The organism is Proteus sp. GOKU (genome assembly GCF_015475555.1).
Taxonomy (GTDB): Bacteria; Pseudomonadota; Gammaproteobacteria; order Enterobacterales; family Enterobacteriaceae; genus Proteus; species Proteus mirabilis_B.
In genome coordinates, this window is sequence record NZ_CP034105.1 from 3534832 (window position 1) to 3561447 (window position 26616).

The following is a 26616-nucleotide window of genomic DNA, read 5'->3' on the forward strand; positions in this document are numbered from 1 at the left end:
TTTTCTCCTTTAGAAATCTTCCAAATCATCAAGGACAGATAACGCATCTGACAGCTTCTTCACACCATACACTTTCATATCAGGTGGATTCTTTTTCGGCATATTTGCACTAGGTACAATTGCCCGTTTAAATCCATGTTTTGCTGCTTCTGCAATACGCTCTTGTCCACTAGGTACAGGTCGAATTTCTCCCGCAAGCCCTACTTCACCAAATATCACTAAATCACGCGGTAAAGGACGATTACGAAAACTTGATACCAATGATAATAACAAGGCTAAATCTGCACTGGTTTCTGTCACTTTTACCCCACCAACCACATTCACAAAAACGTCTTGGTCAGACATTTGTAATCCGCCATGGCGATGTAAAACAGCAAGTAGAATAGCCAGTCGATTTTGTTCTAATCCCACTGCAACACGGCGTGGATTGGATAACATTGAGTGGTCAACTAAGGCTTGGATCTCCACCAGCAAAGGTCTTGTACCTTCCCACACCACCATCACAGAGCTGCCCGATGTAACTTCATCACCTCGACTTAAAAAGATAGCTGAGGGATTGCTCACTTCTCGTAATCCTTGTTCTGTCATGGCAAAAACGCCTAATTCATTAACGGCACCAAAACGGTTTTTATGACTACGTAAAGTACGAAAACGAGAGTCTGTTTCGCCATCCAACATCACTGAGCAGTCAATACAGTGTTCCAACACTTTAGGCCCTGCCAATGTGCCATCTTTTGTCACATGACCTACCATAATAATGGCAACATCATTAGTTTTAGCAAAACGAGTCAGATAAGCAGCGGTTTCTCGAACTTGAGCAACACTGCCCGGTGAAGATTGAATATCCGCCATATGCATCACTTGAATAGAGTCAATCACCATTAATTTAGGTTGTTCTTGTGAGGCAATTAAACAAATCTGTTCAATACTGGTTTCTGACAACATATTCAGTTCTGCTGTCGGTAAACCTAATCGATGAGCGCGCATAGCGACTTGTTGTAGCGACTCTTCACCTGTGACATACAGTGTTTTCATTTCAGTCGCTAAACGGCACATGGTTTGTAGCAATAAAGTACTCTTACCTGCGCCGGGGCTTCCCCCGATTAAAATGGCACTTCCGGGAACAACACCACCACCTAATACACGATCAAACTCTTTAAATCCTGTGGAGAATCGAGGTAACGCTTCAAGGCTAATTTCCGATAGTTTTTGAACACGGCTAACACCTTTTGCATCACCCGCAAATCCACTAAAACGGTCGTTGCGGGAAGAAGGGGCTGCTGCAAGGCGCACTTCTGTAATTGTATTCCATGCATGACAAGCAGAACATTGTCCTTGCCAGCGAGGATAATCTGCACCACATTCATTACATACAAACGCTCTTTTTGCTGCTTTTGCCACACTTCTCTCCCAACAATAACTATTTTAGAAAAACGCCTTTAGCGCTCTTCGTGTTTTAAGCCACCACTTAAAATGCACAATACACCCATTAGATCAGCGTGGCGGATCGCCACTTTCGCCTGAGCATATACTTTAGGTTTTGCATGATAAGCAATACCTAGCCCTGCTTTTCTCAACATTTTAAGATCGTTTGCACCATCACCAATGGCAATTGTTTGCTCTATTGGGATCTCTAAATCCTTAGCTAAACGAGCAAGGACTTGCGCTTTATATTTCGCATCAACAATAGGACCTTTAACTTTACCTGTTAGTTTGCCATCTTTAATTTCAAGATGATTAGCAACAGCAGCCACTAAACGTAATTTTTGTTTTAAGTTATCAGCAAAATAAGTAAAACCGCCAGATGCGATAGCAATATGCCAATCCATTGCCTGAAGTTTTCGAACTAAGCTCGTTAACCCCGGCATAAGAGGCAAATCATCCATCACTTTTTGTAAAATAGAAGCGTCCGCACCTTTAAGCTCAGCAACACGGAGTTTTAAGCTTTCACTAAAATCCATTTCACCTTGCATTGCTCGCTCTGTTATCGCAGCAACTTTATCACCTACTCCAGCAAGTTTGGCGATTTCATCAATACATTCAATTTGAATAGCCGTTGAATCCATATCCATCACTAAAAGCCCAGGAGAGCGTAAACGAGGAATTTCACCTAGAGGAACGACATCTAGGCCACATTCATCGGATAAACGGCGGATTCGGCGAGTTAGGCTACCTGCAATACGCACAACTTGGTAATCATCAATGCGCCATGAAGAAACCACTACGATTGCCACACCTAATTTATGTTGGAACTCGCTTATTCTTTTCTTATCAAGTTCACGTCCATAAAGTAACCACCCACTATCGCCAGCGCGGTAATCTAGTGGCATTACCTCTTCACCGCTGAGTGATAATGGCAGACCTGGCCATTTACGGATTTCATCCGGTAAATAGCAATAGGTCAGACTATTTGACATACTTATTCTCCTGTTTTCCCCTGTCTGAACAAAATAATCGTTATTCAGCCTATTCTATCTCTGACTCATCTGGCAACATGCACATACTTGCTTACGCAAAAGGATGAACATGCTTAAAGACAAACTAAAATTCAAACTACAAAAAACGGCGATTATACTGATTTGTATCGCACTATTGGCATTTCTTATGCAAGGCGCGTCTTATTTTAGCCGTGCAAATCAGCACGCCCGTATTACTCAGTTTGAAGAGCTTGCAAAAACGCTGGCAGAACAAGTTGCGTTCTCTTTATCCACTTATATAGATGACAGTAGCAAAGATAACGTAAATCCCCTCATTATGGCTAATTTAAATCATCTGACTCATGATAGTCGGGTGCTTGATGCCAGTCTCTATTTAGAAGATGGTACACAAATAGCGCATAGTGGTGAAAATGTCACTGTTAAAGAGCGATTAGCTTTAGAAGGGCAAAAGAGTGGCGGTTCTTTTAATCACCAACTTGTTGTACCTGTACCGGGCAAAGATAAACCCAAAGGCTTTTTAAGACTCACTCTGGATACTCACCAGCTTGTCACTGAATCAAGCCAAGTCGATAACACGACAAATTTACTACGTGTCATGTTATTAGTTGCGCTTGCAATTGGCTTTTTGCTTTCTCATAACCTTCTTCAGTTAACCCCTGTTCATTGGCAACAATCACCTTATTTATTAACTGCCAACTTACCGCCTCGTACTGAAAAAGAGGAAGTAGAAGAAAATGAGGGTGATGAAGAGAAAGATAACGACACCGAGAATAAAACAGATAAGCCATAGATTTTTATTACATTAAGAAGTCACTAAGTGGGTTGAGTTATTCATTAGCTGAGCTCACTTTTTTTATTTCTAGCTAACCATAACTTTATTTAGATATATCTAATTTATACGTATTTTCGTGCTATTTCCTTAATCTTTAAAGGGGTTTTGTTTAAAGTCACGGTAAATTCTAATCAAGTCATTAACCTAAAAAGATAGGTTTTAAATCTTTTTCTGGCTCTTTGAGTACTGAGGTGGTTATGACTGAACAATCTGTTATCCAACGTTGTCAACAAATCGTAGAAAACCCAACCCTTTCCCCTGAACAAAAACGTCATTTTCTCGCTTTAGAAGCTGAAAATATGTTGCCTTATCCCTCACTTCCTGAGGATGCAGCTAAAGCGCTTAATGAACGGGTTATCTGTGATATGTATGAAGGTCACGCCCCTTATAAACCGCGTTATGTCTTACCCGATTATGCGAAGTTTTTAGCACAAGGCTCTCGCTATTTAGAACTGGAACCTGCGCAAGATTTTGATGATGCTTTAAACATGCTGACTATTCTTTATCATCATGTTCCTTCTGTAACCTCTATGCCTGTTTATTTAGGGCGCATTGATAAAATCTTATTGCCTTATGTTGGCGAACTGACCGAAGAACAGCTTTACCCTAAATTAAAACATTTCTGGCGCTATCTTGATAGAACGCTACCAGATGCCTTTATGCACGCCAATATCGGCCCTGAAGACTCTGTTCTTACGCGTCTAATTCTTAAAGTGGATGTTGAACTTCAGCAAGTCGCACCTAATCTCACGTTTATTTATGATGCGAAATCAACGCCTGCTGATTTACTTCACCAAGCTATCACCAATATTTGCCACAGCAGTAAACCCCACATTGCGAATGGTACGCTGCAAGATGCGGTATTTGGCAAAGATGAATACGGCATTGTGAGTTGTTATAACTCGCTGCCTCAAAGTGGTGGTGGCAGCACCTTAGTGCGTATAAACCTTAAAGAGGTTGCACAGCGTAGCCAAAATAGCCTCGATTTTCTTAATAATGTATTGCCTTTTTATATGCAAAAACAGATTGAGATCATTGATGCTCGTTGTGAGTTTCTCTATGAAAAATCTAACTTCTTTAAACAAAGTTTCTTAGTTGAAGAAGGGTTGATCTCGCCTGATCGTTTTGCGCCGATGTTTGGTATTTATGGAATGGCTGAAGCAGTAGCGCTTTTACTTGAAAAAGAAGGTAAAAATGCTGCTTATGGCGATAATGAATCTGCCAATAAACTTAGCTATATGATCAGCGAGAAACTGGCACAATTTGTTACAGAAACTCCCGTAAAATACGGCTGGAACCACCGAGCGATGTTACATGCTCAATCGGGTATCAGTTCTGATATCGGCACAACGCCTGCGACTCGTATCCCTTATGGTAAAGAGCCTGATCCTGTTACCCACTTAATGACGGTTGCTCCTCACCATCAATTTTATACCTCAGGGATCAGCGATATTTTAACCGTGGATGAAACCATCAAACAGAATCCTGATGCCCTAATGCAACTCTGTTTAGGGGCATTTTCCTCTGGACTAAGAGAATTTACCGCCAATGTGGGTGGAAATGATCTCGTTCGTGTAACGGGTTACATGGTGCGCTTATCTGATTTGAAAAAATATAAAGAAGAAGGCTCTCGTCTTAATACTACTTGGTTAGGTGATGAAGCCACAGCAAACTGTCATATTGCTGAACGAAAACCACGAGTTATCAGTCATGAACAGCAGATGCGCTTCGATAAATAAGATACTCCCCTTCTCTTGTGTTGATGGTCCAGGCAATCGTCTGGCTATCTTTCTACAAGGATGTAATCTGCGGTGCAAAAATTGCCACAATCCCTACACCATGGGGATCTGTGACAATTGTGGTGACTGCATTCCAACGTGCCCACAGCAAGCACTTTCACTGCAAAATGGTGTCATGAGTTGGAACAGTACCAGTTGCGAACAGTGTGACACTTGTATTCAGCAATGCCCACGGCAATCAAGTCCAATGACCTTAACCTATACTGTTGATGAGTTAATGGTTATTACACGAAAATATGCAGCATTTATTAATGGGGTGACAGTCAGCGGTGGTGAATCAACATTGCAACTACCTTTTTTAATTGATTATTTTAAAGCAATCAAAGAAGCACCTGATCTCAAACATCTGACTTGTTTAATTGACAGTAACGGCACTCTTTCTCTTAATGGATGGCAAAAAGTCGCCCCTTTTATGGATGGAGCCATGATTGATTTAAAAAGCTGGGATGAAGATATCCATATTTATTTAACTGGGCGAGGAAATCAGCGGATTAAAGAATCAATCAAATGGTTAGCTAATAATAAATTACTTACAGAATTACGTCTTTTATATATTCCAGAAAAAACCGATTATTTAGAAAATATTGAATTACTTTCGCAGTTTATTAATTCACTTGGTGAATCTGTATTGATTCGTATTAATGCATTTCATCAACATGGTGTTTATGGAGAAGCTGTAAATTGGCAATCCGCCAATAAAGATGATATTAATCGACTGAAAATAGAACTTAATAAAAGAAACATCACATTCATAAAAACACCTAACATATATTCATAATAAAAATATATTAAATAAAATAAAACAAATTAAAAACTAATAATATCTAAAATAATTAAAATAAAATTTTTTAAATAAAACACTCTAATATTGACAGGTTTATACGTTCAAATTAATCTTCAAAAACCTGCAAAATAGACGGAGTCATTCCTTATGCTTATAAATAGAAAGAAATTAAAAACTTCAATTATTATATCGCTAATAGTCACCCCTTCATTAAGTTACTCTAAATATATCACTTACGAATTAATAGAAACATCTCCTATTGATTTTAAATTTTATGAAGTAAATAAAAATAACTTAACTCTACCAAATAATTTTTATCATCACGGAAAGCTATCATCTAAAACAACGCCAACAATATTATCATCAAAATATTCAAACATTATTATTCTATCTAACAATAATAAAAACAGTATAAGTTATGATGCTGGGGTTAATTTCCAAAGTTTAGAAATTGAACATTATAGTAATATAAATTTCCTTTCGTTATCAGAAGATGGCCGTTACATTACAGCTCATGGAAATCATCTTAAAAATAAAGAAAAAAATATATTAAAACGATTTTTTATCTATGATACTTATCTAAAAACGGTTCATCAATTTAATTCAAAAGAAGATACTTATTATGATAAGGAAGATTATTTCCTTACAACAAAAGATGGTAGATTTAGCCTTTACGCTGATTATTCAACAGAGTATGAAACCATAAAAGAAGCTAACAATGGTTATCTTCCTTATAATAAAATGTCCTACTTTATCTATGATAATAAAACTAAAAAAACAATCTCACTAAAAGATATTGAAAATACGGACATAAATAATCATTTAGAAAAAAACAGATTTAAATCTTTCCTAAATTTAGATTTTATTAATGATATTATAGATAGAAAACCTATTTTGACAGGTGTTTCTTTTGATGGGAAATATTTATATGGCACGTTAAACAGAACATCATCTATTTCAGAAAGTAAACCTGCTTTTATTTATGACTCAATTAACAACACTATTAATTTTATTTCAAAATCAGAACATGGTGACGCAAAAATAAATGCAATGTCAAAAAATAATATTGCAGTAGGCTGGTTAGAAGATAGAGTAAAGTATAAAAATGAGCGAAATCAAAGACTACTTAGACAAGCATTTATTTTCGATACAAAAGAGAACAAAACCATTATTCCTAGCAGAATAAACCCAGATAATAATGATTATTATAATTCAGAAGCTACTGGAATTTCAGACAATGGTAATACTATTGTAGGCTGGGTAGAGCAAGGATATAAACGAAATATCAATAGAAGCTTTGACTATAATAAAGATTTAGAATCGAGATATCCTAGAAGTGCCTTTATCTACTTTAGAGATAATGATACTTCATTATTACTACCAAACTTAAACCACTCCAATGAATTAGAATCTGAAGCACACGCTATCTCAAGTGACGGTAAGGTTGCTTTTGGTGTCGCTAATAATAAAGATAATATCTGGAAATTTGTTAGTTGGAAAATAGAAGAAACCAATAAAATAGATAAAGATTATCAAGCATTAATTACTAATAATAACATTTCATCAATGAAGAATATAGTTGATAATCTTTCCTTAGATATTAATAAAGAAAGAGAAAAAATTAGACTCACGCTTTTAGAAAAACAAAAAGAGACTGAAAAAAGAAGAAATGAAGCAAATTTAAATAAATTAAGTTTAGAAAAAAAATTAGATGATCCTGATTTATTCAATAAGTACATTGGTGAATATACAAAATATCAAGATAACGAGAATTTAGCACAAAATGAACTCGATAATATACAAAATACTTTAAATAATTTTGAATCATTAGCATTAACACCTGAATTAAAAGCCAGAGAATATCAATATAACGTATACAAAGAAGCGCTTGATATACAACAAGGCATGGCAATAAATAAAAATAAAGAGGATCAAGATAAAACAACAACAGAGAAAGAACACCTAGCCCAGATTGCTAAACAAAAAGAGCAAGCTGAAAAAGAGCACCTAGCCCAGATTGCCAAACAAAAAGGGCAAGCTGAGAAAGAGCACTTAGCCGAGATTGCCAAACAAAAAGAGCAAGCTGAGAAAGAACACTTAGCCCAGATTGCCAAACAAAAAGAGCAAGCTGAGAAAGAACACTTAGCCCAGATTGCCAAACAAAAAGAGCAAGCTGAGAAAGAACACTTAGCCCAGATTGCCAAACAAAAAGAGCAAGCTGAGAAAGAACACTTAGCCCAGATTGCCAAACAAAAAGAGCAAGCTGAGAAAGAACACTTAGCCGAGATTGCCAAACAAAAAGAGCAAGCTGAAAAAGAGCATTTGGCGAAAGAAATACTACTCGCTGAAGACGAATTAGCACTGCGCGCTAAAGAGAAAGCAAATACCAAACCATCCGTTGTTATTAGTAAGCCTATTGATATTGAAAATACTTATAAATCCATGCAATTAATGGCTGAAAATAGCTATAAATTAATGGATATGCAACAAGGTCAATTACGTTATCTGGCATCTGCAACTTGCTCTGTAGGCACTGAAAAAGCTTGCATTAGTGGTTTTACACATTATCAAAATTTAAATAAAGCCAATGCGACACAAACAGGATTAAGTGGAGCTTATCGTTTTGACATTAAACATATTCCATTCGTTGTTGGTTTAGCAATTGATACTGATGTCTACTCTTCGTTACCGAAAGGCTATCAATATCAAGGCTATGCATTACCTTTAATTGGTTTTAGCTTAGATTTAATGCCGTCACTCAATGCTGAGTTAAACAGTAATGCACTGCATCTTTCCTTAAAGGGAGCTTATTTAAATCGTAAAGTTTCTATTGAAAGACAAGCATTAGCAGATACTGAATCAGGTAAGGGTAACGCTAAGGTTTCTGGTTATCACATTGATTTAAAAGCTTATTATCCTTATTCACTATCAGATAATTTACTGCTTACTCCGTTTGCAGGGCTTACTTTCAATCAGATTTCTCGCACAGCCTACAGCGAAACTAAGAATGCGCAATTTGTAGCGCACTATGATGCACTGAAAACACATTCGCTATTAGCCAAAATGGGATTAGGTATGGATTATTTACTAGGTTCATCATTCATATTTAATACTAAGGCGGGCTTATTGTGGAACTTATCGCACCATCAAGGAGATTTCCGTAGCCATATTGATTACATAGGTCAGCAAAACATTGATCACGTTGGCAATAAAAAGCAACTCAAACAACGCCCATTTGCTAATGTAGGGTTAACTTATCAATTTGATAAACAGTCTTCCATCAATACATCCGTAAATTGGGAAATGACAACCTATCGTAATCACGATATGCAAATAGGTGTAAGTTACACTTATCGCTTCTAATTCCTTATTGTTACATTTAGCCGTTATATTTGGCTTCCTATATCAAAATATAGGAAGCTTTTTTATTAAAGAGGATAGTTATCCGTTCTTATTATAGAAATACTCTTCTTTATCGACCCACCACACTTTGGTCGAAACCTTCTCAAGTAGTGCTTTATTGTGGCTAAAAATAATCAAACTTAAAGGACGCTTCTGACTTTCATCGATCAATACTTGCCAAATATCAGCTTGGATTTGTGCATCTAACTGCGCAGTTACTTCATCAGCAATTAAGATTTGAGTACGAGGATCTAATGCTCGTAATAACGCAATACGTGCAAGCTCTCCGCCAGATAATTCATTAGGTCTACGCGTTAACCACTCTTGCTTGATCCTTAGTTTTTCAAACCAACTTTCATCTGGTGACCAAGCATCACGAACACTATCTCCCGTTGTTCGAAAGGGATTAAAACATTTATCAGGGTGTTGAGGAACTAACTGAATAGGGCAATACCCCTTGTTAGATAATGGTTTACCATTAACAAGAATTGAACCTTGAGTAGGCGTTTGCCACTGAGCTAAAACACGACCTAATGTCGTTTTTCCTGTGCCACTTGGCGCTGAAATACCGAGTCGCTCTCCCGCATCTAACGAAAAGGAGAGATCTTGCCATAACACTTTACCTGCTTGCTCCACAGATAATTGTTTTAACTCTAAAAGTGGCATAAAGATAACTCCAGAAATAACAAATTAAACGTATAAAAATAAAACTTAAGAACTCAATATTATAATGGGTTAAGTGATGCTTCTTTTGTATTTATAAATTGCTGTTCAGGTAATGCATTCCAGAGTGTTTTCAACCACTCACTACCTTCATGGCGATTAAGCACATTAGCTGGAATAATCTCGTTAACTTCACCCTGATTAAGCACCGCTATTGTATCCGCAAATCGTGCGGCTAAAGCTAAATCATGCGTAACCCAAAGCACTGATTTACCTTGATTGCATAACTCTCTTAAATGCCCTAATAACAAACATGCATGTTCATCATCAAGCCATGAGGTGATCTCATCAGCCAAAATATATTGTGCATTAGAGAGTGTCGCATTACAGGCCAACACTCGTTTTGCCATCCCACCAGAAAGTTTTGCTGGGTACGTTTTTACCAAAGAGCCTGATAGATGATACAGCCCTAACTGTTGCACGATATCATCAGACGAGACATCTGCGCCACTTAAACGCGCAGAGCGACTTAATTGATCACCGATACAGATCAACGGATTAAGAGCGCTCACACCTTGAGGAATATAACAAAAGGTATTCCCTCGATAAGCGATAAGTTCCCGTTCACTTAGTGTATGCCCATTCAATTTAATCGCACCACGGACTCGCATATTGGCAGGCAAAAGTCCTAATGCACTTTGTAATAACAGGCTTTTACCTTCACCACTGCCACCGACTAATGCCAGCATCTTTCCGGGTTTAATATCCAATGAGATTGATTTTAGCAACGGTTGCCAATTTCGTTTTCCTAGCCAACGAAATTGTGCGATATCAATGGAAAGCTGTTCAAAACTTAACATCCTGCCCCTCTTAACCATAACTGTTGCATTGCTTTAGCAAATTGATCGAAGATCAATACCAAGCACATCAAAATCAATCCCGGAAACACCACCATCCACCATGAGCCCGTACTTAAATAACGCAGTGCATCAGCCAGTAACAAGCCGAGTGAAGGTTCATGAGCTGCCTGACCAAAACCGAGGAAACTTAAGGCTGCGCTATGCAATACGGCATGAGGAAACATTAACAATGTTCCCACGATCCACTGAGGTAATAGCATAGGGATATAGTGTTTTTTCACGCACTCAAAAGGAGTATTACCAATACGGCGTGATAACATCACATAATCAGCTTCTCTAATACGCTGAATTTCGCCTCTTAAAATTAAAGCTAATTTAGGCCAATGGGTTAATGCCACCGCCCAAATTACCCCTTGTTGCCCACCACCTAATGTAAAACAAATTAAAATCAACAGTAATAAATGAGGTAATGCTAAAAGCGCGTCAACAACGCCTCTTACAAAAAAATCACAATAACGGTTAATTGAGGAGATACCAGCAAAAATCAAGGCGATTGCACCACTAACAACTGCACTCGTCACTCCGATATTTAAACTGCTCAACATACCTTGGAAACAACGTAGCCATAAAGAACGACCTAAGTTATCAGTCCCAAACCAATACTGATCTGACGGAGCTTGATTCCTAGCCAGAAAATCCATTGCGATATCCGTATGAGAAACAGAAAAGCCATACGCCACTAACCCAATTAACGCGAGGGCTACTAATAAAAGTCGCAACAAAGGCCTATTTGGATCGTAAATCATGAGTCTCGCAAAATTCCTTTATTAATACGTCGCAATAGCAAGTTAGAAATACTATTGCCAAAGAAAATCAAAATAGTACTAAAAACAACAATACCCATTAACAGAGGAATATCTCCTCGTAATCCGGCATCAACCGTTGCTTGCCCTAATCCAGGATAAGCAAACACTTTCTCTGCTAAGAGAGAGCCTCCAAGCAATTCGCCGATTGATGCAAACTGTAAGCAAAGTGCAGGTGTAATGGCATGACGTAGAACATGAAATAGCATCATAGCCCACCCTTTATCACCTTGAGCCTTAGCAAAATGGATAAATTCACTGCCCATAACTTCGGCAACTTTTGCGCGAGTATGCAAAGCGATATTCCCAGTGCCTAATAATCCAAGCGCAATCATAGGTAAGATCAGATGAGAAAAACGCTGACTTAATGTTGCCGTTTCGGCACTACTTCCCATCGGCCACGCACAACAAATTGGTGCCCAATGTAAGGTGACAGAAAACAGAGATAGCAGCAGTAATCCCACCCAAAATGTCGGTAATGCGGCTAATAGATAAGATAAAGTAGAGATAATTCTATCTGGCCAACGATTAAGATATCGACCTGCGACTAATCCCATCACAACGCCAATAACACCTGAAAATACCCACGCTGAGAAAAGCAAGATAAACGAAGGCCCGGCACGCTCACGAATAACATCAATAACAGGCATGTTATACAACATGGAATAGCCAAAATCCCCTTGAATAATTTGGCTAAACCAAAGCCAAAATCGCATCCATAAAGGTTGGTCAATTCCCCAACGCGCCGCAATTAAAGGATATTGTTCCGGAGGAACATTCAGTAGATCACTACCGATATAGGCCTTAATGGGATCGATCGGTGAAAAACTTAATAAAATAAAAACACCTGCTGTTGTCACCAACAGCAGGCAGAGTAATCGCAGGAAAAAACCCGCACTTTGACGTATTACTGACAAGTCCACTTCCAAGTATCTACGCTATTTAATAATGACCATGAACCATGGATTTCAGGTGTTCCTGTACCCAGATCAACACAAGGGTTAGTTAGGTAAGTATGTTGCACATTCATCAACCAAGCCCAAGCAGCATCACCTTTTACACCAACGCCATTTTTACCATCCCACTCAACGGCTTTCCAATGAGGAACAGCTTCTTGCCACGTATGGGCATCAAGTGCGGCTTGTAGGTGTTTTTCGACTTCAGGATTTTTATAATAACCCGGATTATAATAACCAACACCAGCGGCATTAGCACTGTAATGATGATAAAGCTCCATAGGATCAAGGCTACCCCAACCAAATAAAGTTGGATTTGAGTGCATATAGCGTTCTACTGTATCCCAACTTCCTGATTTAAGATCCATTTGAATCCCAAGAGGTTGCACTAGCGCACGAATTGACTCGGCTAAATCGCGACGAGTTGCATCACCACTGGTATACCATAAGGTCAGTTTGGCTTCTAAACCGTCCTTTTCACGAATACCGTTTTTATTCAGTTTCCAACCTGCATCTTCAAGAATTTGCTTCGCTTTTTCAACATCACCATCTTTGAAGGCAGCGTCAGTTTGATCCCAAGGTAAACCTTTTACGCCGGTATATGCAGGAACGGCATAACCATCAAGCACTTGCTCTGATAACAATTTACGGTCAAGAGCATAGTTAATCGCTTTACGAATAGCGATATCTGCGGTGATGTCGTTACCAATGTCATAACCTAGGGCGTTCTTCTCACCTGATTTTACCATTGGGAAAACAATACCGCGGTTTTCAACACTTGGTCTTTCCCACAATTTGGTATTTGGTAAATTCTTAGCGATTGCAGCCGTTGCTGGTGGAATACGCACAATGCCTAATTGCCCACTTTGAGCAGCAGCAAAGGCAGCATCTTCATCAAGGAAAACAAAGATGAGTTTTTCAAAATCGTTTTTCTGTCCTGCATAATAAGGGTTAGCTTCAACAATTAATTGCTGACCGGGTTGGAAGCTGACCATGCGATAAGGACCAGCACCAATTGGCTTTTGTGCATAGGTTTTTTCATCATACTTATCAGCAGAAACAATGCCTAAAGAGCCAAGTACGTTAACAAAAGTACTTTGTGGCGCTTTTAATGTAATAGTGACATGTAAGTCATCATCTGCTTTTGCAGAAAGGAAGTTACCCATATCAACTTTACCGCCACTTGCAGCGGCATTGTTATAGGTAAAAACGATATCTTTTGCTGTAAGTGGCAGACCGTCAGAGAATTTTAAATCTGGCTTTAACGTTAATTTCCATGTTTTACCATCTTCACTTGGCTGATAGTCACTTAACATATTGCTATACCAAGAGAGATCCGCATTTTGCTTTAACAATGGGCTATGAAGAAGTAAATAACTACCATGACTCCAACCCAGCATTGGGTCGAATCCCTCTGTTGGCTCTTCACCAATCGCTAATTTCAACGTTTGAGCAGATGTTGCAAAAGGGACGCTTAACGCGGCTAAGCAAGTTAACGTTACTAATGATTGACGCCAACCAAACCGAATAGACATAAAACATTCTCCGATTTTTTAGATACGACTTATCATCAGTCTCTATCTAAATAAGATGAAGAGGCTGAAACAAGATAAATAACAATGATAATTATGATGTTCTGCAACTTGGTACAGATAAAGGCTAAACCAGTGGCATCATAATAAGTTTTTTTATTCAACTACTCGAATAATATTCGACAGTTTATTGATTTTACATAAACTTTTATTAGGCAGTAATTCTCATTATGGCAAACTTCTAGCAAGTGCACAGTATTTTTCTAATAAATAAGTTATATATTTATCATTGAATTTATTAGTGAGCGCAAAACGAAATAAAGTGACTTTTTAACGAAATTAGATTATTTCATTTTATTTAATATGCACTGAAAATAAAAAAGGCACATTATTGTGCCCTCTTGTGATTATGAATTTAATATTCTTTTTAATTTAAAATAGCGTCGTCCTAGACGCCAACGCAATCTAAAATCTTTCGCATTATTCCAAATTAATGACCATATTCCTCTATCAAAAAACTCTTTAACTATCTGTTTTTTAACTTCAATAGATTGAATAGAACCAATTGAATGGATGATCCCCAACCCCTCTTTTGCTATTTGCCAATAACATGCATTGATATTTTGAGACACTTCCTTATGCTTTTGATTAATAGCATCAAGCATTTCTAATATTTTCATGTAATTATGAATTGTTCTAACATGAATAGAATCATTAGGTGTTGTATGAGAAACAGATCCAGAGTGAATAAAGTAATCGTAGTAACGCTCATCAATATATTTGACACGTTTAGCGGTTAATAATGCTTCTGTTGTCCACGGAATATCTTGATGATGTAAACCAGGCTCAAAATAATAACCATGAGCAAGTAGAAATTCGCGTCGATAAATATTTAACCAAGTCACATGCAAAAATTTCTTAGAATTTAATGCCATTTCTAGCCATTGTGGCCCAGTTAAAACATCGGTTGAATGTAATCGGTTAGATGGGAATATAGGTCGTGAAGGTCGTCCATCTGCATAGACATAATTACCATTGCAAGTCGCAATATCTAAATCATCAGCAAGAGCGATTTCGAGCAAACGAGAATACATTCTAGCATCGATAACATCGTCAATATCAGGGAAAGCGACGTATTTTCCACGAGCAGCATGAAAACCAGTATTGCGAGCAACGGAAACGCCTTGGTTTTCTTGTGTCAAAATAGTGACATCAGGGAATTTATCTTCCCATTCATAAAGTAATTTCAGTGAATTATCTTTAGAACCATCATCAACAAGAATAAGCTCCCAACTCGGTAGTTTCTGCGCTTGTAAATAGTTAAAAAATTTCGATAAAAATTTCTCACCATTATAAACGGCAACGATAATACTTAATTGAGGTACAAAAGAAGACATAACCAACCTTTTATTCTTTCTAATAAGTAACTTTCGTTCTGAACATATTGGTTAAGGATAGCAAAGATACCAACCTCAATATGGAGCTATTCTTGCTATTCACTCGTTATGCTTAAATAAAAAGTTACTTTTCTGCCGATTCGAAGTAAAAATCATTATTAATAAAGAATAAGTATAGTTAACTTTGAAGATATCCCATGAAGAAAGGGTTAAGGTGGTTTATTTTTTAAAAGAAATAACTAAAGGAAAAATTAAGGTTTATACAGAAAAAACATGTTATCAGTCGTTATGCCATTTATTAATGAGTAATATAAGTGTCATTAGTGCTCATTTTTGTAGTTAATGAGTAATATAAGTGACATTAACGAAAAACATCCGCAAAGCGGATGTTTTAGTTTTTATTTATATAAATAATCAGTGGATACTTGTTATATTTTTATTCTTCAATATCTTCTTCATCGCAGACTTCAAGTTCTGGAAAGTAATCAACTCGCCAAGACTTGATCCCTTGATACACTTCATCAACGGCATTTTTTACCGCTTCGGTCATTGGATAATAAAAACCGACGAGATCCGGCTGGATCCCCAAGAAAGTGATATCTGGAATATCATCTTTTAATTGATCGATAAGAAAATTCAGCGGCATATTATGGGTGCTCATAATAAACATTTCCGCTATGTAGTCAGGATCTATCACCCTAATTTCACCGGGGTTTAGACCAATATCTGCTGCATCAACAATGACAACACATTGAGGTTGTAATTCTCTTACTTGATAAGAGACATTTTCAGGTGCGCTTCCCCCGTTGATAACAATCCATCCATCAATAGGATTTGCTTCCATTAACTCAGCAAGCAGAGGGCCTGCACCATCGTCACCCATCATGCTGTTGCCAACCGTTAATACCACTTTAGGTGCTGTCATTGCTTTACTCATGGTTTTCTCTTCACAATCAAATAAATAGCAGGTTCTGCGTGGATCTCACCCAGTAATTTAATCAGCGTTTGACTCCATTCACTAAAAATAGGATCGTCATTTTTGATAATAGGATCAAATGCTAACGCTAATAAGTGAGTATGCTCCGAGTTAATATTGATTTCACCAAATGTCAGCAATCCCTGCATTTTGCGTTTTGCTTCACCTTCAGGTAATAAATCAATCCATGCTTTATATTTTTCTAAAGGACAGACTAGCTCTGTTTTTAGACAATCAATCATACCCACGTGGTGACCAATCGCGAGCGAATAGTACATCACCTGTTGCGCTTGCTCAGGAATATCATCATCGCTATCAACAAACTTTTGTCTTAGTGACCAAAAGTAAACTTTAGCGTCATCAGGCATAAATTCCCCCTTGGCTTAATGAATAGACCAGGCGTTTTACAATCTCTGATAAACGAGGATCGTTAGCTTGTCGTAGCCATTCATCAACACGTCCACTCACTTCTTGAATAGTGGCACCTTCTAATAAGGTAAGGAAGTGATCACTGATTTGTCTTCCTTGATAATAGCCAGCAAGACGACGTGCTTCACGTTCAATCATCACTCGAGCATCTAAAGGAATGGAAGGCAGAATGAGAGATGCTTTCTCATTTTCTACTTCAATGTGTGATTCGCCTTTTAATTTTTGGTCTAACAAACCCAGTGCGACAGCAAATCCATAAATTGTCGCCGCCGGTGTTGGAGGACAACCAGGGATCCACACATCAATAGGAACAATAGATTCACTACCACCCCATACACAATAGAGATCGTGGAAAATACCGCCACCACAGCCACAAGCGCCATAAGAGATACAGATTTTTGGATCTGGCGCTGATTCATAAGCACGTAATGCAGGTACACGCATCTGGCGCGTTACTGCGCCAGTGAATAATAAAATATCAGCGTGACGAGGCGAGGCTACCACTTTGATACCAAAACGTTCAGCATCAAAAACCGGTGTAATTGCGGAGAAAATTTCAATCTCACAACCATTACAACCACCACAGTCAACACGATAAACATAAGCTGAACGCTGAATATCTTTCAACAATGTCTGTTTTAGCTTTTGTACCTGATCATCAAGGGTGATCGGTTGGCTAACATGATGATTAATGGGAATTTCTGGTAGACTCATTTTATTGTACTCCCAATTTCGCCCACACTAATATTTTCACGACCATCAGATAACAAGTTATGTTTACGCTTACATTCAGGGCAAGTTTCAAATTGTGGGCGCATCGCTTCAACAGTTTGCTCATCCCAACCTGATTGCACTAATAGTTCCATCGCATATTCAACTGATTTTCTAGGCGTAAATGGTTGATGGCATTCTCGGCAATTCAATAATTTAAAAGTCCCTTTAATATAAAGATCTGACTTTTTAGTCACTGCCGTTTCAAACATATCGGATAAAACAATCGCTCTTGTTGGGCAAACTTCTTCACAACGACCGCAGTAAATACAGCGACCAATGAATAATTGCCAATGACGCTCGCCTGTTTCCAAATTCGTTTCCATCGTTAACGCATTAGCAGGACAGGCTGCGGTGCAAGCACCACAGACAATACATTGCTGTGCATCATATTCAGGCTTTCCTCTGAAACCATCAGGTAAATCCAGAGGCTTAAACGGATATTTGGTCGTTGCTTCGCCTGTTTTGATTATGGTTTTAAACAATTTTAACATCGTTCATTCCCTCACTTGAGCGGCGAATTTTTACGTTCGATGCTGTAACGTTCAATTTCTTTATAAGAAACTGTTTTAGATTTACGTTTTTTCACATCGACGAGCGTTACCCTGTCAGTACAGGAATAACAAGGGTCAAGACTACCGATAATTAACGGCGCATCAGAGACGGTATTTCCTTGCAACATATAACGTAATACAGGCCAGTTAGCATAAGTTGCAGCACGACAACGCCAGCGGAATAATTTTTGGTTATCACCCAACATACTCCAGTGAACGTCTTCGCCTCGTGGTGCTTCAGTAAAGCCTAGTGCAAATTTATAAGGTTGATAAGTAAAGCCTTCGGTTAACAATGGGCCTTCTGGCAAATTATCTAAGGCGTATTCAATCATTGCCATTGAATCCAAAACCTCTTTGATACGTACCATCACACGGGAGAATACGTCGCCACCTTCATAACTAAATAGAGTCAGTGGAAGATTGCCATAATCTGCAAATGGGTGGTCAAAACGCACGTCACGTTTAAAACCACTTGCTCTGATCATTGGACCTACTGGGCTGAAATCACGAGCCACTTTCTTATCTAAAATACCTACGCCGACTGTACGCTGTTCCATATTAGGCGCTGATAGAAGAATATCTACCAGTTCAGTGACTTCTAGACGCATTTCTCTAACTAACTGAATTGTTTTCAGACGCTGATCTTTTAAGATATCGCGACGAATACCACCAATTAAGTTTAAGCCATACGTTTTACGCGCACCGGTCAGCATTTCTGCAATTTGCATTGATTTTTCACGAATACGGAAAAATTGCATAAAACCAGTATCAAAGCCTGTAAAGTGGCTAGCTAAACCAATATTTAATAAATGGCTATGAAGACGTTCGACTTCTAATAAGATAGAACGAATAGTATGCGCACGACGAGGCACTTCAATGCCTAACGCATTTTCAACAGAAGTCACATACGCCACACTGTGAGTAAAACCACAAATACCACACACGCGGTCTGATAAGAATGTGACTTCGTTATAACCCATACGGGTTTCAGCCAGTTTTTCCATACCACGATGAACATAGAACATGCGGTAATCAGCATCGACAATGTTTTCACCGTCTACGAATAAGCGGAAGTGTCCCGGTTCATCTGAGGTAATGTGCATAGGGCCAATTGGTACAACGCGTGCATCTTGCTTACCTTCATTCAAGAAAGGATAAGTTTCAACTTCAGTTGCTGGTGCTGGACGTTGGCGGTAATCCATCGCGTCTTTACGCAGTGGATACATCTCTTCAGGCCAGTCATCTGGAAGCACTAAACGACGTTCATCAGGTAAACCAACAGGGATAAGGCCGTACATATCACGGATTTCACGTTCGCCCCACACCGCAGCAGGTACACGCGGTGTTACTGACGGGAATTCTAAAGTGATTGGGCTAACATGGGCTTTTACAACAACCCAGCACTTTTCACCCTCTTCCATTGATAATGCGTAATAAACAGCATAGTCCCCGTTTAAACTACGTTCATCATTACCAAATAAAACAGGTAACCAACCGCCTAAGCCGTAATACAGGTATTCCACCACTTCAGGAAGTGATTCCGTTTTTACTGTTATCGTCAATTGATCAGCGGTTTGTCGCTCTTCATCAAGAACAGCTGATGGGAATTTTTCACGAACTTTGGCAACATAATCTCCGCCTAATTCTTTTCCCTCTTTTCTACTGACATAATTTTGGTAGCTCACGTTACATCTCCTGAACCGATGTGGATGGATTGCTGATTAAAGCCGTTGGCCATGCATAAGTAGGTGACTCACTTTTATCAATATTCATCACGATATTAGCGGCATTTTCTAACAGCTCGCTGACAGGCTTAGGAATGTGAGTTCCCATTAACAGCATAAGTGCAATCAGAATGACCATTGGTAATGTGGTTAAAATTCCCAGTTCACCTTTAGCAACAACATCAGGTTTTGGACCAAAGACAGTTTTAGCCACCATACGAACTAACCCACCTAATACCACGGTCAATAACAATAATAATAGGATAGTTAAGCCAATGTGCTGAGAAGCTAAACCTGCTACAACAATCATAAATTCACTGATAAAGACGTTGAAAGGAGGCATACCGCCTAACGCTAAAGCACCACCAGCAAAAAGCGCTGCACTTAATGGCATCACTTTAAACATGCCTTTCACGACATTTAAATCACGAGTACCGTATTTCAATAACACGTTACCAGAGCCACAGAACAACAGGGCTTTCGCCAGACTGTGGTTTAAGGTGTGGAATAAAGCAGCCAAAATACCGATCGGTCCACCAATTCCTAATGCGACGGCGATTAACCCCATGTTTTCCACACTGGAATATGCTAAAAGACGTTTCATATCACGCTGAATAAGGATAAAGAACGCCGCGATAGCAACAGAGAGGAAACCAAAGATTAACAGTAAGTTACGTGTAAATTCAGTACCAATTGCCGCATCAATAATGATGTAGTAACGAATGATGATTAACAGCGCACAATTCAGTAGTACAGCTGATAACAGCGCACTGACTGGGCTTGGTGCTTCACTGTGCGCATCGGGTAACCATGCATGCATTGGGAATAAACCCGTTTTGGTACCGAAACCGATTAAAATAAAGACAAAAGCTAAATGCATCAGTGTTGGGTCTAACTGGTCTGTATATTTCAACACTTCAGTCCAGAAGATAGCCTGATCTGGATCAGGCATAAAGCTTGCGGCATTGGCATAAACCAAAATAGTACCGAAAAGACCAAACGCCACACCCACACTACAAATGATGATGTACTTCCACGCTGCTTCCAGAGAAGAACGTTGACCATAAATTCCGACTAAGAATGCAGAGCTTAGGGTTGTTGCTTCAATGGCCGCCCACATTAAGATCAAGTTATTACTTGTGATTGCTAATAACATGGTGAATAAAAAGAGGTGGAAGAAACCATAGTAGTTACACAAAGTGCGCACTGAGATTTCACCCTCATCCACTTCATGATTCATATAGCCAATAGAATAAAGCCCAGTTAAAAAGCCGATAATACCTAAGATGGCAAGAAATAATGCGCCTAGGCTATCCACATGAACCCAATTAGCAGCAGCCAATATTTCGCCATGAGACATGACATCTGCCACAGTCCCTAATGCAGCGATTAACAATACGGTGATACCAATAGCATGAATACCCGTCACGACAGGACGCGCACCCGCTTTTAATAACGGACTTAGAAACGCCAGTATTGAAAATACCAGCGGTGCAAACATTAAAATTGTTAACATGGTTGTTTGGTTCATCTCCTCACCCCTTCAGCGCGGTCAGTTGATCCACGTTCAGTGTGTTGAGCGTGCGGTAAATCTTACGAGCCAACACTGCCATAACAATCACAGCAAAGATGGCGTCAGTGGCGATACCGATTTCGACCAGTTCTGGTGCTCTCCACGCTAATAGTGCCAGTGTTAAGTGAGAGCCGTTTTCCATTAAGCAGTAACCAAAAGCTTGTTTTAGGATATTTCGTTGAGTCACGATACAAAGCAGACCCAACATAAAGTGTCCTAAAGAAACCGCGAGTGCAGGTTTCAAATCAACAACCATTGGTATTTGAATTGGCTCAACCACAAACCAACTTAAAATAACGATAACAGCAGCCAACAACATTAAAAGTGCAGGGCTAATAACACTGATATTCGCACTAGGATCGGATAACTTACGGAATGCAAATCCTAAAATAAGTGGCACAAGCAGAACTTTAGTAAAGAAGGCGGTAATCGCCCAAAGTGTGAGTTGGTGTGCATCCAATGTATTGGCTAAAGTGACGAAGATCATCACTAAAACGAAAGATTGCAATGCATAAAACCAACATGAAGCAATCGGCTTTTTAGCGCCAATTACCAGTAGCGAGGTGATCATCATTAACCCCGCTAAATTGTTTACGATAAGTGCTCCAGTCATGATTTATCTCCCTTATCCTAGCCAAGTGACTGCGATAACACTGGATGCAAAGGACATCACAATCAGTATTCCAATCACAATTTGCATTGCCATAGGAACAGGTTGCCCTTGTGCAACTTCTGTACTTGGTTTGCCAGGAACAACTCGACCAAACCAGTAGATAAACCAAGTGAAGCTAGCAACAGATTCAATCAGTACCAGCACCATAATTGGTGTCATCACCCAGAAAACACTCGACAGTTCAAAACCTGCGGCAAAAATTGGGAATTTACTAAAGAAACCATTCATTGGTGGAACACCTGCGATTGCCAGTGCGGCAACACAGAAACCGACACCCAATAATGGATATTTGTTAATTAACCCTTTTAAGCGAGGCAACATACGAGTACCACAGCTATAACTCAACGCACCTGCAACTAAGAAGAACAAGCTTTTAGCGAAGGCATGGTTAAAGATATAAGCGATACCGCCTTCGAACGCTTCGCGCGGTCCAAAGATAGAAATAGATAATGCAAGGAAGATATAAGAGAGCTGAGTAATGGTTGACCATGCTAACAGGCGTTTCATATCTTTTTGTGGCAGATACATCATAAAGCCATAAATCAACGTGATAACTGCCATCGTAATACCCACCCAACCAATAAGATGAGGGACATCACCATCTGCTGACATAATCGCACGAGCAAAGATGTAAACACCGACTTTTACCATTGATGCTGCGTGTAAGTAAGCACTCACAGGAGTTGGTGCTTCCATCGCATCAGGTAACCAAGCTTGCAGTGGTAATTGAGCTGATTTACCCCAAGCAGCAAAGAGAATTCCGCCAAACACAATCAGTTTGGTTGGTTCATCTAAAGTTGCAATTGCGGTTAACTCAAAGGTACCCGTACTCACAAACAAGGTTGCTGCTGCAAGATAAAGACCGATTGAAGCAACGTGAGTGATCAACAACGCTTTCATTGCTGAGCGCAGTGATTTTTCAGATTGGTAGTAGCCGATTAATCCCCAAGAACATCCCCCTGTGATTTCGAAAAACAGGAGTTGACCTAAAATAGTCGATGAAAGGACTAATCCCGCCATTGCACCAATAAAAATCAGTAAAAAGGCATAATAGCGACGAGTACCATCATGTGGATGCTCACGGTTGCCATTGGTCAGATAGCCAGTAGAGTAAAAACTCACTAACAATCCTAAGAACACAACAGCGAAAGCAATCAATGTACTGACACGGTCAATGGTAAAACCAAAGAGCGCAACATCACCATATTGTACTAGCGTAATTGTGGTATCGACTTTACCTTCAGCGAGGAACTGCCAACCTAAAACAACCGTTCCTAATGTGGCTAATAAAGCGAACAGTGTACATAACCACTTCGCCATCCGATTTGGCATTAAGGACGTAATCAACGCCCCCGCAAATGGGATGAGTAAGGTCGCAAGAGCTATATTTTCCATTGTAATCATCGCTCCTTATAGACCGGTTAAATAGAAAACAAGAGCCAGTGCCGCAACACCGAATCCTAACCATGTCACATGGTGAGTCAGTAAGAAGCGACCACGCGCTAAACTGTTTTCAACCAATGACGCTAATACAAACACTACTAACAATTTCACTGCCATTAAAACTAGCGCAATGATCAATGCAATAAAGGTGAATTCTGTTGCTTTACCGAAAGGAATAAAGATGGCTAAGAACAGTTCAGCCACAACCACTTGTTTTAAACCAAGACCCAGTTTTACCATTGCAAAACCAGAGCCTGAATACTCAGTTAATGGCCCTTCTTGTAACTCTTGCTCAGCTTCCGCAACGTCGAATGGCATTTTGCCCATTTCAATAAATGCAGCAAAAGCACAAGCGAGTAAGGCTAACAGTGTGGCAGTTGGAGATACCCAACCTTGAGCCAGTGTTGCACTGATAGTGCCAACGTTGGTTGAACCCACAATTAAAGCCACCACAATCAGTGATAACACTAAGATTGGCTCAACTAACACACCCAGTGTTAATTCACGGCTAGCACCAATACCAGCAAATGGGCTTCCTGAATCCAAACCAGATAAAGAGAAGAAGAAACGATAAAGTGCAAACAGATAAATCAGTGCGATAAGATCCGCTGCACCTGCAAACAGTGACGTTGCTGTAAAGACAGGCAGTGCCATAGCAACCACCAGCATGCTTCCGAGTAACACATACGGCATCACTTGGAAGATCACACCAGATTGCTCAGGTGCCACTGATTGACGTTTAAATAACTTAAAGATATCTCGATAATCTTGCAGAATTCCGGGGCCTTGACGCGAATGCATCTTGGCGCGAATTGTGCGCGAAATACCTGTACATAATGGGGTTATCGCCAGCAAAAAGAGTGCTTGTATTAACGCGAATATTCCCATCATTAACGTAGGTGCTTCTTGGAAAGTCATAAGTCCCTCTCCTTACGCTGCGATGACTAAAAGCAAGATGACCAGCGCTGCGACAACGTATAGACAATAGAGTCTGAAATCCCCGCCTTGTAGGCATTGGATACGTTTTGCAAAGCGTTGGATACCACGAACCAGAGGATAAATAATGCGTTCATCCCAGAATGGTTCGACCTTTTCAGCACCGAGCTGTGTTTTATTAAAACCACGAGACAGCAATGGAGATGGATCAAGTTGTTTACGCATACGATAAAGCGGTGCAAACATGCTACGTAATGCTTGAGTAAAGCCACCTGCTGACACTGCCATGTCTTTTTCCCACACATAACCACACGCCCAAGGATTACCTTTACGACGAAACGCTGGTTGATTACCTTTCAGGCCGAGGTAAATCAGGAATGGGATAAGCGGCAGAGCGATTAATAAAACAAATGTTAATGCTGGAGAGAACATTGCTTGTGATGCAGCATCAGGAACAAGCATAGAGCCTTGAGCCACAGTTAATGCGCTGGTTTCGCTAAGAGACATTGCAATATTGGCAATAATTGGTGCGACAAAAGCAGCACCCACACCTAACACAACACAGAAAAGCGCTAATAAACCCATCGCAATCGTCATTGGTAGTGGTACTTCTTTTGCTTTTGTTGCTTGCTCACTACGAGGACCGCCACAGAAGCTAACACCATAGACTTTAACGAAACACATTGCTGCTAATGCCCCTGTAATTGCCAACATAATAATGGCAATAGGACCACTTAAGCGCATCACGAAGTTACCTTCGTGACTCATCGTGAATAGAGACTGATAGGTATACCATTCACTCACAAAACCGTTTAATGGTGGTAACGCGGAGATCGCCATACAACCGATTAAGAATGCCGTTGCAGTGTAAGGCATCAGTTTGGCTAACCCACCCATTTTATCCATATCACGAGTGTGAATTTGGTTAATAATCGCGCCAGCACCAAGGAATAATAATCCTTTGAACACGGCATGGTTTAATAAGTGATATAAAGCACCTAACAGGCCAAGTGCAGCAATAACAGGATGATCTGTTGCCATTCCTACCATACCCACACCAACACCCATTAAGATGATGCCGATATTTTCAACGGTATGCCATGCAAGTAAACGTTTTAAATCGTGCTCTGCTAATGCGTACATAACACCCAGTACAGAAGAAACTGCACCGAATGCGAGGACAACAATTCCCCACCACATTTCAGTTGCACCCAGTAAATCGATACCCACTTTGATTATCCCGAAGATACCAATTTTGACCATCACACCTGACATTAATGCCGATGCATGTGAAGGTGCTGCGGGGTGAGCTTTTGGTAACCAACTGTGTAATGGCAACATACCGGCTTTGGCACCAAAACCAAAGAAGCCCAGTAAGAACACCACAGAGGCCATTGCAGGAGAAAGAGAGAGTTGACGGAATGAATCAAAATCAAGGCTACCACTTTCACGCCACATCAAGAAGAAGGCAATCATGATTAACACGGAGCCTGCGTGAGCGATAAAGAAGTAAAGTAGACCTGCGTGAATAGATTCGTCATCTTGGTCAGCAATAACTAAGAACCAAGAAGCCAGTGACATCATTTCGAATAGGATAATAAAGTAGAACGCATTATCCATCACCACTAAGCCAACCATAGAAGCAATAAACAGATTCATAAAGAATCCCATGCTCCAAGCGCCACGTCCTTTATATTCTTGTACATAAGCAAGAGAATAAAGTGCACATACGCTGACCAGTAATGAAATGACGAACACCATAAACGCGCCTAACATATCCATACGCACCACGAAGGCGGCAAAATCGAAAGGCCCTGCAGCGGTAAAAGTCGCAATCTCACCGCCAAAAATAACCGGTAATGCACTTAAAATACCTAAGACACCACCAATGATTGCGCTGATCCCTGAAATAAGGATTGCCAACCCTTCCTGTTTTTTTAAAAACAGTGCAATAACGCCACCAACAACATACAGGATGACTGACCACAGCAGTAACTGAAGAGGTTCCATA

General features: G+C 39.6%; 22 protein-coding genes. 4 read left to right on the plus strand and 18 right to left on the minus strand.

Annotation, left to right across the window (positions count from 1 at the left end):
* Positions 1 to 9: 9 nt before the first annotated feature.
* Positions 10 to 1401 carry a DNA repair protein RadA gene (radA, locus tag EHE21_RS16175; RefSeq protein WP_194951246.1) on the minus strand — a complete coding sequence of 464 codons (1392 nt, stop codon included), beginning with the start codon at positions 1399 to 1401 and terminating at the stop codon, positions 10 to 12.
* A gap of 38 nt (positions 1402 to 1439) precedes the next feature.
* Complete coding sequence (gene serB, locus EHE21_RS16180; RefSeq protein WP_075672712.1) at positions 1440 to 2417, minus strand: phosphoserine phosphatase; 978 nt, start codon at positions 2415 to 2417, stop codon at positions 1440 to 1442.
* A 109-nt stretch (positions 2418 to 2526) separates the two neighbouring features.
* On the opposite strand from serB, the gene EHE21_RS16185 reads away from it, so the two are divergent.
* The 4 genes from EHE21_RS16185 (at position 2527) to EHE21_RS18950 (ending at position 9216) form a co-directional block, all read left to right on the plus strand.
* Entirely contained in the window at positions 2527 to 3228 is a 702-nt protein-coding gene (locus EHE21_RS16185; protein WP_194951247.1) for a YtjB family periplasmic protein, read from the plus strand.
* A gap of 239 nt (positions 3229 to 3467) precedes the next feature.
* Positions 3468 to 5009, plus strand: a complete 1542-nt coding sequence (locus EHE21_RS16190) for a YjjI family glycine radical enzyme (protein WP_194951248.1) — start codon at positions 3468 to 3470, stop codon at positions 5007 to 5009.
* Entirely contained in the window at positions 4981 to 5847 is an 867-nt protein-coding gene (locus EHE21_RS16195; protein ID WP_194951249.1) for a YjjW family glycine radical enzyme activase, read from the plus strand. Before EHE21_RS16190 ends, EHE21_RS16195 begins: the two co-directional genes overlap by 29 nt.
* 153 nt (positions 5848 to 6000) lie before the next feature.
* Positions 6001 to 9216, plus strand: coding sequence for an autotransporter domain-containing protein (locus tag EHE21_RS18950; RefSeq protein WP_228766705.1), 3216 nt, complete (start codon positions 6001 to 6003; stop codon positions 9214 to 9216).
* Positions 9217 to 9294: 78 nt separating this feature from the next.
* Here the strand turns inward: EHE21_RS18950 and EHE21_RS16205 are convergent, their stop codons facing one another.
* The 16 genes from EHE21_RS16205 to hyfB all read right to left on the minus strand — a co-directional run bounded on the left by EHE21_RS16205 (position 9295) and on the right by hyfB (position 26615).
* Complete coding sequence (locus tag EHE21_RS16205; RefSeq protein WP_194951250.1) at positions 9295 to 9921, minus strand: ATP-binding cassette domain-containing protein; 627 nt, start codon at positions 9919 to 9921, stop codon at positions 9295 to 9297.
* Between the two features lie 59 nt (positions 9922 to 9980).
* Positions 9981 to 10778: an ATP-binding cassette domain-containing protein gene (locus EHE21_RS16210; protein ID WP_194951251.1), complete on the minus strand. Its 798-nt coding sequence runs from the start codon at positions 10776 to 10778 to the stop codon at positions 9981 to 9983.
* Positions 10772 to 11584, minus strand: a complete 813-nt coding sequence (locus tag EHE21_RS16215; RefSeq protein ID WP_088494552.1) for an ABC transporter permease — start codon at positions 11582 to 11584, stop codon at positions 10772 to 10774. Before EHE21_RS16215 ends, EHE21_RS16210 begins: the two co-directional genes overlap by 7 nt.
* On the minus strand, positions 11581 to 12564 hold the full coding sequence (locus EHE21_RS16220; RefSeq protein WP_088494551.1) for an ABC transporter permease: 984 nt from the start codon (positions 12562 to 12564) through the stop codon (positions 11581 to 11583). The genes EHE21_RS16215 and EHE21_RS16220 overlap by 4 nt, the downstream gene beginning before the upstream one ends.
* Positions 12549 to 14132, minus strand: a complete 1584-nt coding sequence (locus tag EHE21_RS16225; protein ID WP_088494550.1) for an ABC transporter substrate-binding protein — start codon at positions 14130 to 14132, stop codon at positions 12549 to 12551. Before EHE21_RS16225 ends, EHE21_RS16220 begins: the two co-directional genes overlap by 16 nt.
* 404 nt (positions 14133 to 14536) lie before the next feature.
* Entirely contained in the window at positions 14537 to 15526 is a 990-nt protein-coding gene (locus tag EHE21_RS16230) for a glycosyltransferase (protein ID WP_088494549.1), read from the minus strand.
* Positions 15527 to 15962: 436 nt separating this feature from the next.
* On the minus strand, positions 15963 to 16463 hold the full coding sequence (gene hycI / locus EHE21_RS16235; RefSeq protein ID WP_088494546.1) for a hydrogenase maturation peptidase HycI: 501 nt from the start codon (positions 16461 to 16463) through the stop codon (positions 15963 to 15965).
* Positions 16460 to 16870: a formate hydrogenlyase maturation HycH family protein gene (locus EHE21_RS16240; RefSeq protein WP_088494545.1), complete on the minus strand. Its 411-nt coding sequence runs from the start codon at positions 16868 to 16870 to the stop codon at positions 16460 to 16462. The genes hycI and EHE21_RS16240 overlap by 4 nt, the downstream gene beginning before the upstream one ends.
* Positions 16863 to 17645 carry an NADH-quinone oxidoreductase subunit B family protein gene (locus tag EHE21_RS16245; protein ID WP_072069032.1) on the minus strand — a complete coding sequence of 261 codons (783 nt, stop codon included), beginning with the start codon at positions 17643 to 17645 and terminating at the stop codon, positions 16863 to 16865. Before EHE21_RS16245 ends, EHE21_RS16240 begins: the two co-directional genes overlap by 8 nt.
* Positions 17642 to 18196: a hydrogenase 4 subunit H gene (hyfH, locus tag EHE21_RS16250; protein ID WP_075673442.1), complete on the minus strand. Its 555-nt coding sequence runs from the start codon at positions 18194 to 18196 to the stop codon at positions 17642 to 17644. Before hyfH ends, EHE21_RS16245 begins: the two co-directional genes overlap by 4 nt.
* An 11-nt stretch (positions 18197 to 18207) precedes the next feature.
* On the minus strand, positions 18208 to 19941 hold the full coding sequence (locus EHE21_RS16255) for an NADH-quinone oxidoreductase subunit C (RefSeq protein WP_088494544.1): 1734 nt from the start codon (positions 19939 to 19941) through the stop codon (positions 18208 to 18210).
* Position 19942: 1 nt separating this feature from the next.
* Positions 19943 to 21511 carry a hydrogenase 4 subunit F gene (locus tag EHE21_RS16260; RefSeq protein WP_088494543.1) on the minus strand — a complete coding sequence of 523 codons (1569 nt, stop codon included), beginning with the start codon at positions 21509 to 21511 and terminating at the stop codon, positions 19943 to 19945.
* 4 nt (positions 21512 to 21515) lie between these two features.
* The gene (hyfE, locus tag EHE21_RS16265; protein ID WP_036934333.1) at positions 21516 to 22166 is read right to left on the minus strand and encodes a hydrogenase 4 membrane subunit; all 651 of its coding nucleotides are present in this window, start codon (positions 22164 to 22166) and stop codon (positions 21516 to 21518) included.
* 12 nt (positions 22167 to 22178) lie between these two features.
* The gene (locus EHE21_RS16270; protein WP_088494542.1) at positions 22179 to 23630 is read right to left on the minus strand and encodes a hydrogenase 4 subunit D; all 1452 of its coding nucleotides are present in this window, start codon (positions 23628 to 23630) and stop codon (positions 22179 to 22181) included.
* Positions 23631 to 23636: 6 nt separating this feature from the next.
* A complete protein-coding gene (locus tag EHE21_RS16275; protein WP_006536164.1) occupies positions 23637 to 24587 on the minus strand; it encodes a respiratory chain complex I subunit 1 family protein in 951 nt (316 codons plus the stop codon).
* Positions 24588 to 24599: 12 nt separating this feature from the next.
* Positions 24600 to 26615 (minus strand): hydrogenase 4 subunit B, encoded by a 2016-nt coding sequence (gene hyfB, locus EHE21_RS16280; protein WP_088494541.1) that lies wholly within the window; start codon positions 26613 to 26615, stop codon positions 24600 to 24602.
* Position 26616: the final 1 nt, after the last annotated feature.